This window comes from Bacillus cereus group sp. N14 (assembly GCF_016483555.1).
Classification (GTDB): domain Bacteria; phylum Bacillota; class Bacilli; order Bacillales; family Bacillaceae_G; genus Bacillus_A; species Bacillus_A wiedmannii.
This window is the reverse complement of record NZ_JAEHBQ010000003.1, coordinates 362,609-377,146: the sequence shown is the minus strand read 5'-3', so window position 1 is coordinate 377,146 and position 14,538 is coordinate 362,609. Positions and strand designations below refer to the sequence as shown.

Genomic DNA, 14,538 nt, shown 5'->3' with positions numbered 1-14,538 from the left:
AAAATCCCCGTACATTTTAGTACGGGGTTAGTTTTATTTATTCAAATGATTATTTGATTGGTCATTCTGTTCTTTTCTTAGTTCTTGTTCTTCATCTTTTGGTAATTGTTTATCATTATCTTTAATTGGATTCGTTTCTCGATTTTCAATCATGTCATTTGGAACTTGTGGCATTACTCGGCCAACAATTGCTGCTAACTCATCAAGTATACCTTCACCTGTTTTTCCTTTTTTAATTTGCTTTCCAATTTGTTTCAGTCGCTCATACGTATCAACATCCGCTACAACGACTGCATTAGCACCATCCGGATCGTTTTTTAAACTTTCTGCTACAGAGTATTTAATGGACTCCACGCGAGTTCGATCGAGTTTCGCTTTTACATCAATACCTACAATAGCATATTTCCCCACAACTACCGCTGTTGCATCATTGACACCTGGCACACTTGCGGCTAAAGATGCTAAATGATCCGCTGCTTTTTCATTTGGCTTATTTGGTTTGTTTGTATAATTAACATTTTTCGTCGAAACATTTTTTTGCTCTGGTTTTTCGTTTGGATTGTCCTTTTTTCCAATACTGCATCCTGTTATAAAAAAGCAAATCATCAACATATATATTAAGATTTTCATTATTCTCACCACTTTACTATTAAAGTTTAATCATAAATTTTTTCAACAGCTTGCATTTTCTTCACTTTTTCCTCTGCTCCGCTATTTGCATTAATGAAAATTTGGTACGTATCTTTCCGTAAAGTACCTACAAATTCATAGCAAAGTACTTCATTATGCAAATCATTTACTACGACAGCTTTACGTTCTTCCATAACTTTAACATCTGGATTGATTTTCTTTCTTGCTTCTGCCGCAGTTAGCTTTGCTGAGGGAACTGTTCGTTTTTGGTGTGATGCTAAATATTCTTTTGCGGAAAAACCAACGATAGAACCATCATCTAAAGCAATTTTCATTTGAATTGCTTCTGGATAAATTCGTACGCCATTCTCATTTACTACATACGTAAATACACCAACGTTATCATATTGTGAGCTATCAAAAAGCTCCATATTATTAAACTTGTGGTCCTTTAAAAATGTCAAACCTTTACTTCCTGCATCGTTTAAACTAATTTTCTGTTCTTTAATTTCTCGGTTATTCATAACCCAAATTGGATATCCGCCTTTTCCGGTAATATCCATATAAAACTCATTATTTGTTGCTTCGTCTTTAATTTTCACACTATAAAAAGATTCTTTCGCACCTTTTCCGCTTTTCTCAACATCTACTTTTTCATTTCCTTTTAAGTTCAAAAACGATTTTGCAATTTTCGCTGCTTCATCTTTAGAAATTGCTTTTCCTTCTGCTTCAAATCCGCCTTTTTTATTTTTTTGCGCACTAGTAAAGGTCGGTCCGAAGTTTGTAGACGAATACGATGTTACGTTTTTCTCTACTGTTTTTAATCCATCAATAATTGTATTGTCTGCAGGATCACGATTTGATGCGAGTGCCATCTCAACATCCATCCAGCGTAAATTATTTTTCAAAACAAGATGTTGTACTTTTCTTAGTTCATCTTGTATATTGCCTGCATTTGAATATAAAGTTTCCAACGTTTTGTATTCTTGATCATTTAACGGCTCTTTTTCTAAATCACGAATGGCTGCACGGTAACTAAAATCACCGATATTTGCTAAAAATTCTTCCGTTTTATTAAAAGGCATTAATGTTAAAGGCAGTTGTCCTACATCCGAACGAGCTACAGATGTTATTCTCCATACGTCTGCTAATGCAGGTGATAAAGATGCACGTGAATTCATCGCAAGCGTTGTTCCAATTTTGTCGTGCAATAAATCAACCTCATACGCTAAATCATGAAACGCACGTTGATAGCTATTTTCTGCTCGAATTAATACTGCATTCTTCTCTTGGTGCTCTTTATAGCCCCAGTATCCAGTTCCAACTACACCGATTGTTAATAATACGATTACAATACCTCGTAACACAATTCCACCTCCGCTCTATTTACAGAAAATATGTTTCCCGATCTTTTTAATTTGTGGACGAGTCCAAATCCATTTACTTGTTGCGGTATCTGGATTGAAATAGTACAATGCATTTCCTGTTGGATCCCATCCATTAACTGCATCTAATACAGCTTTTTTCGCTGTTTCATTTGGCGTTAAATATATTTGTCCGTCTGCTACCGCTGTAAATGCTCTTGGCTCAAAGATTACACCCGAAACGGTATTTGGGAATGATGCACTTGTAACTCGATTTAAAATAACCGCAGCTACTGCAACTTGCCCTAAGTACGGTTCACCACGAGATTCTCCATATACCGCGTTTGCCATAAGCTGAATGTCATTTTGAGAATAACCATTTGGAACATTTGTCCCTTTATTTTGAGATGGTTTATTTTCTTGTGCAGTACCACCACTATTTCCTTTATTCGTTGTCGTTCCTTTATTAGCTGTTGACTTGTCATACTTCGTTGCTTTTACTAGCATTTGCTTCGTTTTAGCTCCAGCTAAACCATCAACAGGTAGTCCAAATTTCTCTTGAAAATTTCGAAGTGCCCAGTATGTACCCCATCCGAAAACACCATCCACTTTTCCCGTATAAAATCCGTTATATTTCAAACGAGATTGCAGTTCAATGACATCTTCGCCAGATGCTCCTCTTTGAATGACTTGATTAGAAAAAGCTTCAACATTTTTTAGTTGTATACTACTGACCATCAAAGATAGTCCTATGAACGCAAGTAAAACTGCTATTTTAAAAATAGCTTTTTGACGCATGATTTTCCCTCCTTAATTATGTAAATGATTTCTTGGTTATGTTTTGTAAAAGCCTCGCTTTTATGTAAAGAAGACAAAAAAATCCAAACTCATATCGTTGAAAAAATATGTAAACAATATAAAAAAAGATAAAAGGAGTTCATCATGAAAAAATTGTTAAAGCGTATCGCACTCGTCATTTTGTTCATAACTACATGTTCAAATATATATACTGTCCCATCAATTGTTCATGCGCAGCCTCCGTATGCCAAATGGGGGAAACTTGCTGTAGAAAAGACGAAAGAACAATACCCAAAAGCGGAGATTATTGATTACCTTCATATAGGTAGAAAACCGAAAACCGTTCAAATAACGGTTGAAAAATTTAAATTGTGGCTACGTGAAGATGGAAAAGAATATGGTGTTTTTGTTGATGTTGAGTTTGAAACGAAGACGGATAAATTTATAAAAATGTCGTTTCATAAGACAAGTAGATAAAATGAAAGAAACCCCACTATTAAAATGTTAACAGTGGGGTTTCTTTCATTTCTAAAATTCTTTCCTAAAATCTCGATTCCCTAAAAACCTTACCAATATACAAATAGCACCAATTACAATCGCTATCCCTATACTGTATAAAAGTACTCTACCATATCCGCCTATTCTCGGATCTAAAAACGGATAAGGATACCAATTTACAATCGTGCCACGTATTAAGCTGTACACAACGTAAAAGAACGGGAATAAGAGCCAACTTGCAGCTTGTTTCCAAGTGATTTTCTTATTAGGTGGATTTATAATCCAATCTAAAAGCATGGCAATTGGCATGATATAATGTAGCACCGTATTTACCCATGGTATTGCGGTTTGAAGTGATTCTTCTAATCCTCTTAATAGCAAAAAATAAATGAGTCCTGTCGTAAGTATATATACAGTTGCGGCACCACGAAGTATACTAAACTGCTCTGACCGACCAAATGTAGCTGTTCCGATGCTACTTAAAAGGAGAATACATGCAACTAAGATGTTACTTTCGATCGTAAAGAAACTAAAAAAGTTAACTGGATTGAACGGTTTCACTTGTGCCCTTATTATAAATTGCGTAATAATGGCGCTACATGCTAGAAGACTTAAACATAGTCTAAATAAAGATAATGTTTTTACACTTCTCATACATTCTCTCCTCTTCTTATATCAACTTATCATTCTCTTGTACATGTTCAATAAATAATTTCAATGGAACGAGTCCACGTTTTGGCATATGACTACTTATTACAGCAACAAGCTCTAATTGAGGTATGATAACGATGTATTGTCCGCCGTACCCCATAGCAAAGTACATACAATACGGTATGTGAAATCTTTCGTTATTCAATACCCACCAGTGATATCCATATGCCCCGACATGTTCATACGTTTCAAATAGAGGTGTACTTGATTCTTCTAACCATTTCGAGGATACAATTTCATTCCCCTGCCAATATCCATTCTGCAAACATAATATTCCGAGCTTTAATAAATCTTTAGATTTCATTTTCATACCGAAGCCGCCGACATGTATGCCTTGAGGATCTTGCTGCCACTTATATTCAGTAATTTGTAAAGGATCAAATAAATATTTTTTCGCAAACTGTTCTGTCGGTATTCCAGTAGCTTCTTGAATAATATAACTAAGCAAATGTGAAGACCCTGAGTTATAATTCATTTTTGTAGCGGATTCTTCAATTATTGGTTGTTCTAATATGTACTGCACCCAGTTTTCCGATTCTACAAAATCATTTGGGAACACTACTCCATTTCCGAACTCTTTCCAATCCTCACCTGTAGTCATCGTTAATAAATGATAAAGAGTCAAACCCTGCTTTTCATTAGATACATTTTCAATCCATTCTGTAATCGGTGTATGTATATCATTTATATATCCTTTATCGATTGCAATACCTACTAATATGGACACAATACTTTTTGTAATCGAATTTATTTTATATAAATTACTTGCACATTCTATCGTTTTATAATATTCATTTGTTAGCTCAACTTTTTGATAAACGAGAAATGTATTTACTTTTTTCTTTTCAAATTTATTTTCTAGTTGCTTGAAATCCAACACTTTACCTCCAATTAAATCATTACCTTATTTATTATATCTTGTAGCTTTAATTAAAACATAAATGTGTTCAAATAAAAAACAAACCTGCCAGTAATAAACTGACAGGTTTGTTTTTTATAATTTTGTACGAACATTCCAAAGCTCTGGGAAGAAACATTGATCAAGTACCCTTTTCAAATAAGATACACCAGAAGATCCACCTGTTCCCATTTTATGTCCGATAATGCGTTCTACCGTTTTCATATGACGGAAACGCCATTGTTGTAGCCAATCTTCGATATCAATTAATTTTTCAGCAAGCTGATATAAATCCCAATATTTCTTCACATCTGCATACACTTCTATCCATGCCGCTTCTACCGTTGCATCTTCTTCATAAGGCTGCGTAATATCACGGTTTAACACATCTTTATGAATAGGGAATCCTTCTTTTACAAGAGCTTGAATTGCGACATCATACAAACTTGGTGTATGTAGCGCTGTATGAAGGCGAGCGTGTAATTCTGGATCTTTTTCATAAATTTTTAATGCGTGAGGCGTTTTATAGCCAAGTGCATACTCAATCATACGATATTGATACGATTGAAAACCAGAAGCTTGACCGAGTGAATCACGAAACTCAATGTACTCTGATGGCGTTAATGTCGCAAGAATATCCCAAGATTGAATAATTTGCGACTGAATTTTTGATACACGTGCTAACATTTTAAAAGCTGGTTGTAATTTATCATTTTTAATAGATTCGATTGCTGCGTTTAACTCATGTAAAATAAGCTTCATCCAAAGTTCACTTGCTTGGTGAATCACGATAAACAACATTTCATCATGATGATCTGATAATCTCTTTTGAGAAGATAGTAAACTATCTAATTGTAAATACTCCCCGTACGTCATATTCTCTTTAAAGTCCGTATGAATTCCTTTTTCCATAATTACCTTTTCATTTTCTTTCATATTAGCCAAACGCCCCTTTGCCCCTTTTTATATAATTCTACTTATATTGGTCTAATAACTGCTCGAACTGGACTTCCATCTGCATCTGTTAAGGCAAGTGGTAATGCGATTAATTCATAATCGCCGTCTGCTACATGATCTAGTACGACATTTTCTAAAATGTGTATGCCATGTTTAAACAATTGATGGTGCGCTGCTAATTCTTTATCATCTAATGGATCAACTGATGGTACATCAACCCCAATTAAACGAATTCCCTTTTCAGAAAGAAATGGTGCGATATCAGCACGTAAATGCGGGATTACAACTGGGAATTCATTCGCTTTACCATGTGAAGATGTGCGTAACAACAAGCGTTCTACGCCTTCTAAATGAAAGTTTTCTAATTCCTTTTTCCCAATGCTTTCAAGATTAGAAACATCAATGATCCGTGCTGGACCGACATAAACTTGAACATCTAAATCTATTACTTTCTTTCCATCATTATCAAAATGAAACGGTGCGTCAATATGAGTACCTGTATGAATACTCATCGTTAACTTTCCGACATTTACTGAACCACTTTCTTCTTTTGACCATGAAACTTCATACGAGAACGGCGTATCTCCTGGCCAAGTGGCAATATCATTATTTAGCGGTTGTGAAATATCAATCCACTCTGATGATTTCATGTTTATGCCACAACCTCTCGCTTATTTTCAAACTGCTTATATTCTTCATCTTTCATGATTTTCTTTAAAATTTGAACAGAATGCCATACTTCTTCGTATGTATTATATAAAGCAACTGGCGCAAGTCTAACGCCATTAGGTGCACGGAAATCAGGGATAACTCCATTTGCTTTTAGCGCTTTACATATGCGTGCTGCTTCTGCATGCTCTAAATAAATATGCCCGCCTCGTTTTTCATCCTCTAATGGATTTCCAATTGTAAATCCAAAGTCTTTTAATTCATGATTAATTAAATTAAGCATGTATCTTGTAATATGTAGCGATTTTTCACGTAAACGTTCTATTCCAGCATCTTTAAAAATTTCAAGAGAACCGATTAAAGGTGCAGTACTTAATACGTGCGGTGTACCAATTTGATAAGCACCTGCATGATCAGCAGCTGTTAATGTATGTTCCATATCAAACTGCTTATCTTTTCTAGAACTAAACCACCCTGATAATCCAGGAAGTCTATTAAAATGCTTTTTATTTACATAAAGGCCCGCAACACCACCAGGTCCTGCATTTAAGTATTTATAATTACACCAAATTGCGAAATCAACATCCCATTCTTTGAAATAATGCGGAATAGAACCGATTGAATGACATAAATCGAATCCAATATGAATACCACGCTTATGTGCTTCCGCTGTTAAACGTTTCATATCAAGGATTTGGCCACTTCTATATAGTACAGAAGGTAATAAAATTAACGCGATATCATCTGTCATTGCGTGAATAATATCATCTTCAGAAAGTGTTCTACCATCTCGGCTTTTCACTCGTACTAAATGCTCATCTGGATCTAATCCTTTTAAACGAATTTGACTTTGAAGTGCATATATATCTGACGGGAATGTTAATTCATCAGCAAGGATTTTTGTGCGTATTCCTTTCGGCTCATAAAACGTCGCAATAACTTGGTGTATATTCGTAGTAGTGGAACCGGTTACAATTGTTTCTTCCGGTAAAGCTCCAATAAGAGGCGCTGTCAATTCACCTAATTTCTCTGAAAGGAAAAACCACGGATGCTCACCTTCAGTCCAGCCGTCAATTCCATACTCTTTCCATGAATGTAGCAACGTAAGTAACGATTTCTCTGCTCTTTTTGAAAGTAGTCCTAATGAGTTTCCATCTAAATATATTGTTCCTTCTTTTTTATAGAATTCAGTTTGAAAATCTTTCAGTTCATCATGTTTATCACATTCAAGCACATATTCATAAGTTGGTTGAAATGGTTCTTTATACATGGTGTCACCTTCTTTTAATTTTCTTTTTATTCTAACTAATTGAAATATATCACCTTAGTTGATATAACGTCAATGATATTATGTCAGTTGACTTTATATATAAATTCCTTTTACAATACAATTATATTTTCAGATATTTCAGTATAAAGAGGTGATTCTTTGAAAAACAATACTCTTTCAGCAAGAAAACACCGCTCCTTAGAAACAAAGAAGAAACTATTACACGCTGGGTACACTATTTTTATACGTAACGGATTTCAAAAAACGACAATTACACAAATTATTAAACATGCAGAAACTGGTTATGGAACGGCATATGTATACTTTAAAAACAAAGATGATCTCCTCATAGTTTTAATGGAAAATGTTATGAATCAATTTTATGATATTGCTGAGCGCTCCTTTTCGCCTCAAACAAAAGAAGAAACACGTAGCATGATTCAAAATCAAGTTAGAGCATTTCTACAATTAGCAGAGAAAGAACGAGCTATATTGCAAGTTGTACAAGAAGCAATCGGATTATCAAAAGAGATACGTCAAAAATGGGACGAGATACGGGAACGCTTTATAAAAAATATTACGCAAGATATTACGTACTCTCAAGAAAGTGGATTAGCACAGCCTGAATTAAATAAAGAAATTGTAGCACGTGCTTGGTTCGCGATGAATGAAATGTTTCTTTGGGCGATTGTGAAAAATGATAAAGAGATCGACTTAGAAGAGATTGTACATACGTTAACTGAGATGTATACGACAGGATTATATAAATAGCACACCTTCAAGAAGTAAGGTGTGCTATTTTACATCTATAAAAATATTTTATCTGGGTACGGTAACGCTAAAGGTGGCTTTTCGGATAAAGAGAAATATTGTAGTTTTAAAGATTCACCATCTATCGATTTTAGCTCGCCACTAGTAACTTCACACTCAAACACAACAACAATATATTCCACTTGATCGCCATTTGGATATGTATGACGGTACTCTTCTCCTCCAAATACCCCTTTTTGTTTTTTCACTTGCACTTTCAATCCTGTTTCTTCCCAAACTTCCCGAACTACTGCTTCTTCTGGAGTTTCCCCAAGTTCAATTGCTCCAGCTGGCAAACTCCAGTATTCTCCACCAGGATATTGAAATAAGATTTTCTCTTGCTCATTTTTAATAACAGCAGCTACACTCGGTATTAGAATTAGTTCATGGCCTAATTGCTCACGGATTTTTTTATAATATAGCGACATCGACATATAAATCTCTCCCACTCTATTAACGAATAACTGTATTTTCTGATATTAATTGTATAATATTTTTAATGCTAACTTCTATATAGAGAGGAAAAAAATATGTCATCAGAAAAACTAGTAAACGAATTTCTATCATTTAATGATAATGTCTTAAAACGATATTTCCAAGGTAAGAAAAGCGAACATAGTCTTACCTCTTCTGAACTTGCTTATTGGATAACAGAAAGATTTTGTATTGATAGAAAGATGTGCCAAACAGCAACTACTATTTTTAATGAGAAAACTTCAAAAAAATAAACTTTTACTCAACATGTTAAGTAAAAGCTCATTTTAAATATTTCATTAACGATACAATAATACAAAATAGCGATGTAAGTAAAAGTAACAGCCCCATATTCTTATTCTCTTTTTCATCCTTTTTAACATTTTGTATCCCCATTCCAGCAAGCATTAAACCTAACAGTAATTGCAAAATAAGCATACTTTGCTTCGAATCATCATTCCAACTGTAAATAGAATAGCCCATTACAATAATAGCGAGTATGAATGTGGTAATTCTAATCATAAAAACACCCCCTATTTAATTCTATTGTTTTAACCTACTTACAATTCCAACAATAAACTTATACTCATCTCTACTTTTTCTTACTTTCTTAACCCCTTCTTTCGTATCAAAAATAAAACACGTTTTCCGAAACCAAATTCGTACATATAAAGACTCAAAATAAATAGGTTTTATAATTCCTCGTTCCTCAAATTCAGTTCCATCTTTATTTTCAGTTTCCGTTCGAACAAACCACCTATTTCCGATGCCAATTTCAATATACTTCACAAAAGTCCACCTGCCGGAAATTAATTTCTAACTATTCTATTATTTCCCCGGTAAGCGCACATTCCGACAGAACATGAGCCCACAAAGAAAAAGTAGATTACAAAAATCTACTTTATAGCTTATATTTTTGCATTCGTTTATAAAATGTACTTCGAGGTACATCTAAAAGTTTGGCAGCTAATGAAACATTTCCGTTTGTCTTTTCTAGCGCTTCAATCATGCTATCACGCTGTATTTTTTCCCGGAAATTTAATGTATGCTCCGTTTTATTTTCTGTTTGCAATGCAAGTTGATGTTGATTTTCCATCATAGTTTGTAATAAAAAAGAGATTTGTTTTTCGCATATTTCGCGACCTTGCGACAAAATGTAAATGCGTTCTAATACATTTAATAATTCTCGAATATTTCCGGGCCATGTATGCTGAGAAAATTGATTACAAATGCTTTTTGGAAATACAACATTCCAATTCTTTCGTTCACAAAAATCTTGTATGAAGTATGGAATATCCTCTTTTCTTTCTATTAACGATGGAACATATAGCGGATAAACATGTAACCGATAATATAAATCTTGACGGAATTTCCCTTCTTCTACTAATCGCAGTAAATCTTTATGTGTCGCTGTAATAATACGAATATTTACTGGTACTTCTTTTGAACTGCCAATCGGGGTTACTGTTCGTTCTTGTAAAACACGCAATAATGCTACTTGCATCTCTGGCGGCACTTCACCAATTTCATCTAAAAATATTGTTCCACCGTCTGCTTGTTCGAATTTCCCTTTATATCCTTGGCGCCGCGCACCTGTAAACGCACCTTCAGCATAACCGAATAATTCACTTTCCATTAATTCTTTCGGCAATGAACCACAATTAACAGCTATAAAAGGGCCATTTTTTCTTGGACTATTTTCATGAATCGCTCTCGCTACATATTCTTTCCCTACACCTGTTTCACCACAAACATATACACTAGCGTCAGTTGGAGATACAAGCTTAATTTCTTCTAAAGTATGTTGAAATGCATTGCTTGTCCCAATAACTCCTGGGAAAGTAATTCCGTTTATAAATGGGGAAGTTGAAAATACATTTCCTTGTTTATTTTCCTGTACATAAATACATTTCCCGATCATTCTATCATTACTATATACTGGTACTTCTAATTTAGGCTTCAATCCATGTTGCATTAAATCTTCAAGTTTCATTCGTGACCAATTAGAAACTCGTTCTCGAACCTTCTTGCTTGCAGAAACGATAACATCACGATGATTACAAATGACAACTTGTTCATCACTGTCAATTACATCTAAAAAACGATGGATTAAATGTAATTCATTTTGATGCACTCGAATACTACATTCACGTTCAATCGCATGTGCAATCGAGGTTACCATCCCGAGCATATACGGATGTGAAAATTCAATTGGACAAGAGAAATCTAGAACTCCAATTAATTTCCCGTCATCATTATGAATGGGAGCGGCCGCACAGCTCCAGCTATGAGATGCGACAGAATAATGCTCTGTACCACTTATCATAATAGCCTCTTCAATCTGTAACGCGGTTCCTATCGCATTTGTACCAACAGCTGCTTCCGTCCATTTCACACCCTCAATGAAGTTAATATGTTTCGCTCGTTTTAACGTTTGTTGATTTCCGCTTAACGATAGAACGTAACCGTCTGGATCAATTAATAATGCCATCATTTGCAGTTCATCAATGGTTTTCCTCATATTTTGTAATTGAGGTATTGCTATATCAAGGAAGATTTCACTCTTTTTCTTTTGATCTTGAAAAATATTAGAAGACAAAATTTTCTGACCTTTATTCATATGAGGATTCACATTTGCTTGTTTACATCGATGCCATGACTCTGAAATTCTTTCGTTCATACGGTTCGAATCAAGGACTCCTTCATCAACAAACTTTTTCCATGTATGTAAGTAAAACGGTGAAGCTAACATTGTATCATCTCCCTATTCATTATTTTGGAGATCTGTAAAAACATACTTTTATTATAAAACTGAATAAAAGCGTTTTCAATAAAACTAGAAAGACGACACAAATATGTTAATAATTTGAATATCTTAATGCGCTTCTTTATTCTTTTTTAGTAAAACTATATTTTGTATAATAGACGCAAAGAAAATACATAACCAAAACCACTTTTGTGGAGTGCCGTTTATAAAGAAAACTATCACCGCTATTGCAAATAAAATAGTGGATGCTAAACTAAAATATAATTTTGTTTTCATTCCCCTTATCCCTCACCTCTCTATCACTTTATAGTACATACTAACTCTTCATTTTTCATCTCTACTATGTACTTCTGTAAAACATATTCTCTTCCGCCATGTTTTTCATACCAATCCTGTATTCTTTTAACATGCATCTCGTCACTTCTAATTTTTGATTCAATTTCTTTATACTGTTCATAACTATCATATTCCCATATGGCGAATATTTCTGTTGTACCATCATTATTATCTTTCATCCAGCGTCCTATTAGCCTGGAACCATGCTTTACCTGATTAGGTAAGTTCGTGTTATTGAAATGATCATTAAAAATTTTAATAAATTCATTTTTTACTATATAGTACTTTCTTATATAAAACATACATTTCCACCTCTTTTATGAACAGACTCAAATACACCTTCCCATTACTACCGTATTATAATACTTCCCGTCCGACAGTCTTTTATCATGTTTCAAAATACCTTCTACTTCAAAACCTAATTTTTTATATAGTTGAATGGCTTTTTCATTTGTCTCTAACACTTGTAATGATATCTTTTGCACTTCATTTTCATCAGCCCACTGAATAGATTGTTGCAAGAGACTCTTACCGATTCCATATCCCCAAAACTCTCTTAAAATACAAACGCCAAACTCTACTTTATGGGATAATCTTTTCAAATTTGATCCTTCACATCTTGAAAATCCTACGATTTGGTTGTGCGCTTCTGCAACTAAAAACAAATTCTTTGTCTCTTCACTATCTGTTTTTATTATTTTTTGAAACCCTATCTTATCTATAAATCCCTCTCCAGCTTCTCTATCCATATTTTCAGTTTCTCCATCGATCTGAACTCTAATTTCCGATAACTGCTCAGCATCCGTTTCAGCTGCAGAACGAATTGTATAAGTTAATCCATTTATATGAAACTCTTGTCCTTTTATAATCATTACAAACTCCTTTTAAATGCAGTCTATTGATGCTATCAAAATTTCTTTGCCTTGTTTCTCAAATTGTTGAATCTTTTCTTTACTAGTCTCTTCATCTGTTATAATAAGGTCAATTTCTCTCAGTGACTCTCCTTTTATAAAGCAATTTGTTCCGAGTTTATTATGAGGAGCTAAACAAATGTTTCTTCTAGCAATTTTACTTACTGTTTTTCCAAAATAAGCAACTTCCGGCGTTGCAGTACTTATACCATTCAATGAAATACCACCACCTGTAGAGAAATACAGATCAATAGATAATCTACTGATCAATTCTGAGGCAAGTGTATCTGTCATATTTCCTGATGGTTTCACCTTTCCACCAATTAAGTACGTATCTACATTCTTATACTCCCGTAACTTACTAGCAATTTCTAAAGCATTCGTAATCACTGTAAACGATGTTTCAGGTAAATACTTTAACATGGCATAATGAATAGAAGCCCCGCCAATAAAAACGGAATCTCCTTCTTTTATGTAGGATGCAGCAACTTTCGCAATCGCTTCTTCACCTAGTGAACTATCACGATAACGTTTCGATGGTTCAGCAGTTAAATTCCTTACTCTAGTAAGTTCGATTGCACCTCCATGTGTTCTTTTTAACAAGCCATCCTTCTCCATAATAGATAAATCTCTTCTTATAGAATCAATAGACATATCGAAACTTTCCGCAAGATCTTTAGCAATTACCCTTCCATCTTTCTTCAGTAACTCTAAAATTTTTTCTCTACGCTCTTCAGTAAACATGTTCCCACCACCATTATTGAAGATTCAGAAATTTAATCTTTATTTTAATTATATGCATGTTTCTTCCGTTTTACAATATTTTCAATTCTTATTCACTCCGTTTTATTCAGCTTTTTCCCTCTTTCTATTCCGTTAACTTCAGAACCAAATAAATGTATATTTGCATATTCCACAAACATACTTCCATTTAACTTCCTATTGATGTAAAATTATTCCTATGTTTTACTTTTTAACACAGAAAGGAATTATTATGAAATCTATAATTAAAGTAACTTGTACAGCATTATTATTTACAGGACTAATGGCAGGATGCAATGCACTATGGGGAAATATATAAAAATGAATACTATAGAGCAACTGTTGAAAATGCTAAATTCGAAAAAATAGATAAAGAGTGGCGTCTCACAGCTCGAGTTACTATAAATAATGCTCGTACTGACGGACAAACGATAGATCTTTCAGAAATAAAATATTTCATAAAAGATGAAAAAACGGGTGAAAAATACGAAGGTGAAGTTATACAAAATGAAAATGCTAAAAAGGTTCCATCTGAGTTTTCTTTAACTACCGACATTGTATTTAATATGAAAACTTCTCCAAAAGATTTAAATAATATGTATTTATACATAGATAGCAAAGCTGCGCCGTTAACAGATACATATTGGAAACTTAATAATTTAGCATCTAAATAAAAACAGTCA

Annotated in this window: 18 protein-coding genes and 1 pseudogene; 4 read left to right on the top strand and 15 right to left on the bottom strand. The window is 34.0% G+C overall.

The genetic code is table 11. The features are described from left to right. Nucleotides 1-33 precede the first annotated feature (33 nt). Genes JDS82_RS07745 through sleB form a run of 3 tightly spaced genes read right to left on the bottom strand, consistent with a single transcriptional unit; the run spans nucleotide 34 to nucleotide 2,792 of the window. Entirely contained in the window at nucleotides 34-630 is a 597-nt protein-coding gene (locus JDS82_RS07745; protein WP_048566278.1) for a YhcN/YlaJ family sporulation lipoprotein, read from the bottom strand. Nucleotides 631-656: 26 nt separating this feature from the next. After that, nucleotides 657-1,997, bottom strand: coding sequence for a germination protein YpeB (gene ypeB / locus JDS82_RS07740; RefSeq protein ID WP_061672233.1), 1,341 nt, complete (start codon nucleotides 1,995-1,997; stop codon nucleotides 657-659). 15 nt (nucleotides 1,998-2,012) lie between these two features. Beyond that, nucleotides 2,013-2,792, bottom strand: a complete 780-nt coding sequence (gene sleB, locus JDS82_RS07735; protein ID WP_001249054.1) for a spore cortex-lytic enzyme — start codon at nucleotides 2,790-2,792, stop codon at nucleotides 2,013-2,015. A 144-nt stretch (nucleotides 2,793-2,936) separates the two neighbouring features. On the opposite strand from sleB, the gene JDS82_RS07730 reads away from it, so the two are divergent. After that, nucleotides 2,937-3,269 carry a DUF3889 domain-containing protein gene (locus JDS82_RS07730; protein ID WP_000734891.1) on the top strand — a complete coding sequence of 111 codons (333 nt, stop codon included), beginning with the start codon at nucleotides 2,937-2,939 and terminating at the stop codon, nucleotides 3,267-3,269. A 51-nt stretch (nucleotides 3,270-3,320) separates the two neighbouring features. On the opposite strand, the gene JDS82_RS07725 is transcribed toward JDS82_RS07730, so the two are convergent. The 5 genes from JDS82_RS07725 to kynU form a co-directional block, all read right to left on the bottom strand. Then, entirely contained in the window at nucleotides 3,321-3,944 is a 624-nt protein-coding gene (locus JDS82_RS07725; protein WP_001258051.1) for a Pr6Pr family membrane protein, read from the bottom strand. A 16-nt stretch (nucleotides 3,945-3,960) separates the two neighbouring features. Then, nucleotides 3,961-4,878 carry a serine hydrolase domain-containing protein gene (locus JDS82_RS07720; protein ID WP_199712977.1) on the bottom strand — a complete coding sequence of 306 codons (918 nt, stop codon included), beginning with the start codon at nucleotides 4,876-4,878 and terminating at the stop codon, nucleotides 3,961-3,963. A gap of 117 nt (nucleotides 4,879-4,995) precedes the next feature. Next, entirely contained in the window at nucleotides 4,996-5,835 is an 840-nt protein-coding gene (kynA, locus tag JDS82_RS07715) for a tryptophan 2,3-dioxygenase (RefSeq protein ID WP_000661951.1), read from the bottom strand. A 41-nt stretch (nucleotides 5,836-5,876) separates the two neighbouring features. Beyond that, the gene (gene kynB, locus JDS82_RS07710) at nucleotides 5,877-6,506 is read right to left on the bottom strand and encodes an arylformamidase (RefSeq protein WP_000842468.1); all 630 of its coding nucleotides are present in this window, start codon (nucleotides 6,504-6,506) and stop codon (nucleotides 5,877-5,879) included. 2 nt (nucleotides 6,507-6,508) lie between these two features. After that, on the bottom strand, nucleotides 6,509-7,795 hold the full coding sequence (kynU, locus tag JDS82_RS07705; protein WP_199712976.1) for a kynureninase: 1,287 nt from the start codon (nucleotides 7,793-7,795) through the stop codon (nucleotides 6,509-6,511). Between the two features lie 159 nt (nucleotides 7,796-7,954). On the opposite strand from kynU, the gene JDS82_RS07700 reads away from it, so the two are divergent. Next, a complete protein-coding gene (locus JDS82_RS07700) occupies nucleotides 7,955-8,566 on the top strand; it encodes a TetR/AcrR family transcriptional regulator (RefSeq protein WP_199712975.1) in 612 nt (203 codons plus the stop codon). A gap of 35 nt (nucleotides 8,567-8,601) precedes the next feature. Here JDS82_RS07700 and JDS82_RS07695 read toward each other — a convergent pair whose 3' ends face one another. Continuing rightward, the gene (locus tag JDS82_RS07695; RefSeq protein WP_000062933.1) at nucleotides 8,602-9,039 is read right to left on the bottom strand and encodes an NUDIX hydrolase; all 438 of its coding nucleotides are present in this window, start codon (nucleotides 9,037-9,039) and stop codon (nucleotides 8,602-8,604) included. Nucleotides 9,040-9,135: 96 nt separating this feature from the next. Here JDS82_RS07695 and JDS82_RS07690 point away from each other — a divergent pair, with 96 nt between their 5' ends. Next, nucleotides 9,136-9,333, top strand: a complete 198-nt coding sequence (locus JDS82_RS07690; protein ID WP_061672229.1) for a hypothetical protein — start codon at nucleotides 9,136-9,138, stop codon at nucleotides 9,331-9,333. A 28-nt stretch (nucleotides 9,334-9,361) separates the two neighbouring features. Here the strand turns inward: JDS82_RS07690 and JDS82_RS07685 are convergent, their stop codons facing one another. The 6 genes from JDS82_RS07685 to JDS82_RS07660 all read right to left on the bottom strand — a co-directional run bounded on the left by JDS82_RS07685 (nucleotide 9,362) and on the right by JDS82_RS07660 (nucleotide 13,837). Continuing rightward, nucleotides 9,362-9,601: a DUF3953 domain-containing protein gene (locus JDS82_RS07685; RefSeq protein WP_016087594.1), complete on the bottom strand. Its 240-nt coding sequence runs from the start codon at nucleotides 9,599-9,601 to the stop codon at nucleotides 9,362-9,364. Between the two features lie 21 nt (nucleotides 9,602-9,622). After that, nucleotides 9,623-9,868, bottom strand: coding sequence for a DUF3977 family protein (locus JDS82_RS07680; RefSeq protein ID WP_000873845.1), 246 nt, complete (start codon nucleotides 9,866-9,868; stop codon nucleotides 9,623-9,625). Nucleotides 9,869-9,980: 112 nt separating this feature from the next. Beyond that, nucleotides 9,981-11,831, bottom strand: coding sequence for a sigma-54-dependent Fis family transcriptional regulator (locus JDS82_RS07675; RefSeq protein WP_199712974.1), 1,851 nt, complete (start codon nucleotides 11,829-11,831; stop codon nucleotides 9,981-9,983). A gap of 314 nt (nucleotides 11,832-12,145) precedes the next feature. After that, nucleotides 12,146-12,484: an NIPSNAP family protein gene (locus JDS82_RS07670; protein ID WP_199712973.1), complete on the bottom strand. Its 339-nt coding sequence runs from the start codon at nucleotides 12,482-12,484 to the stop codon at nucleotides 12,146-12,148. A 27-nt stretch (nucleotides 12,485-12,511) separates the two neighbouring features. Beyond that, the gene (locus JDS82_RS07665; protein WP_199712972.1) at nucleotides 12,512-13,054 is read right to left on the bottom strand and encodes a GNAT family N-acetyltransferase; all 543 of its coding nucleotides are present in this window, start codon (nucleotides 13,052-13,054) and stop codon (nucleotides 12,512-12,514) included. Nucleotides 13,055-13,066: 12 nt separating this feature from the next. Beyond that, entirely contained in the window at nucleotides 13,067-13,837 is a 771-nt protein-coding gene (locus JDS82_RS07660; RefSeq protein WP_199712971.1) for a DeoR/GlpR family DNA-binding transcription regulator, read from the bottom strand. 250 nt (nucleotides 13,838-14,087) lie between these two features. On the opposite strand from JDS82_RS07660, the pseudogene JDS82_RS07655 reads away from it, so the two are divergent. Next, nucleotides 14,088-14,529, top strand: a pseudogene (locus JDS82_RS07655) (hypothetical protein). The last annotated feature ends 9 nt before the right edge of the window (nucleotides 14,530-14,538 follow it).

Coding starts and splice junctions, on each gene's coding strand:
- JDS82_RS07745 (WP_048566278.1), bottom strand. CDS start 630: ATGAAAATCTTAATATATATGTTGATGATTTGCTTTTTTATAACAGGA.
- sleB (WP_001249054.1), bottom strand. CDS start 2,792: ATGCGTCAAAAAGCTATTTTTAAAATAGCAGTTTTACTTGCGTTCATA.
- JDS82_RS07730 (WP_000734891.1), top strand. CDS start 2,937: ATGAAAAAATTGTTAAAGCGTATCGCACTCGTCATTTTGTTCATAACT.
- JDS82_RS07725 (WP_001258051.1), bottom strand. CDS start 3,944: ATGAGAAGTGTAAAAACATTATCTTTATTTAGACTATGTTTAAGTCTT.
- kynA (WP_000661951.1), bottom strand. CDS start 5,835: ATGAAAGAAAATGAAAAGGTAATTATGGAAAAAGGAATTCATACGGAC.
- kynB (WP_000842468.1), bottom strand. CDS start 6,506: ATGAAATCATCAGAGTGGATTGATATTTCACAACCGCTAAATAATGAT.
- kynU (WP_199712976.1), bottom strand. CDS start 7,795: ATGTATAAAGAACCATTTCAACCAACTTATGAATATGTGCTTGAATGT.
- JDS82_RS07695 (WP_000062933.1), bottom strand. CDS start 9,039: ATGTCGATGTCGCTATATTATAAAAAAATCCGTGAGCAATTAGGCCAT.
- JDS82_RS07690 (WP_061672229.1), top strand. CDS start 9,136: ATGTCATCAGAAAAACTAGTAAACGAATTTCTATCATTTAATGATAAT.
- JDS82_RS07685 (WP_016087594.1), bottom strand. CDS start 9,601: ATGATTAGAATTACCACATTCATACTCGCTATTATTGTAATGGGCTAT.
- JDS82_RS07675 (WP_199712974.1), bottom strand. CDS start 11,831: ATGTTAGCTTCACCGTTTTACTTACATACATGGAAAAAGTTTGTTGAT.
- JDS82_RS07670 (WP_199712973.1), bottom strand. CDS start 12,484: ATGTTTTATATAAGAAAGTACTATATAGTAAAAAATGAATTTATTAAA.
- JDS82_RS07665 (WP_199712972.1), bottom strand. CDS start 13,054: ATGATTATAAAAGGACAAGAGTTTCATATAAATGGATTAACTTATACA.
- JDS82_RS07660 (WP_199712971.1), bottom strand. CDS start 13,837: ATGTTTACTGAAGAGCGTAGAGAAAAAATTTTAGAGTTACTGAAGAAA.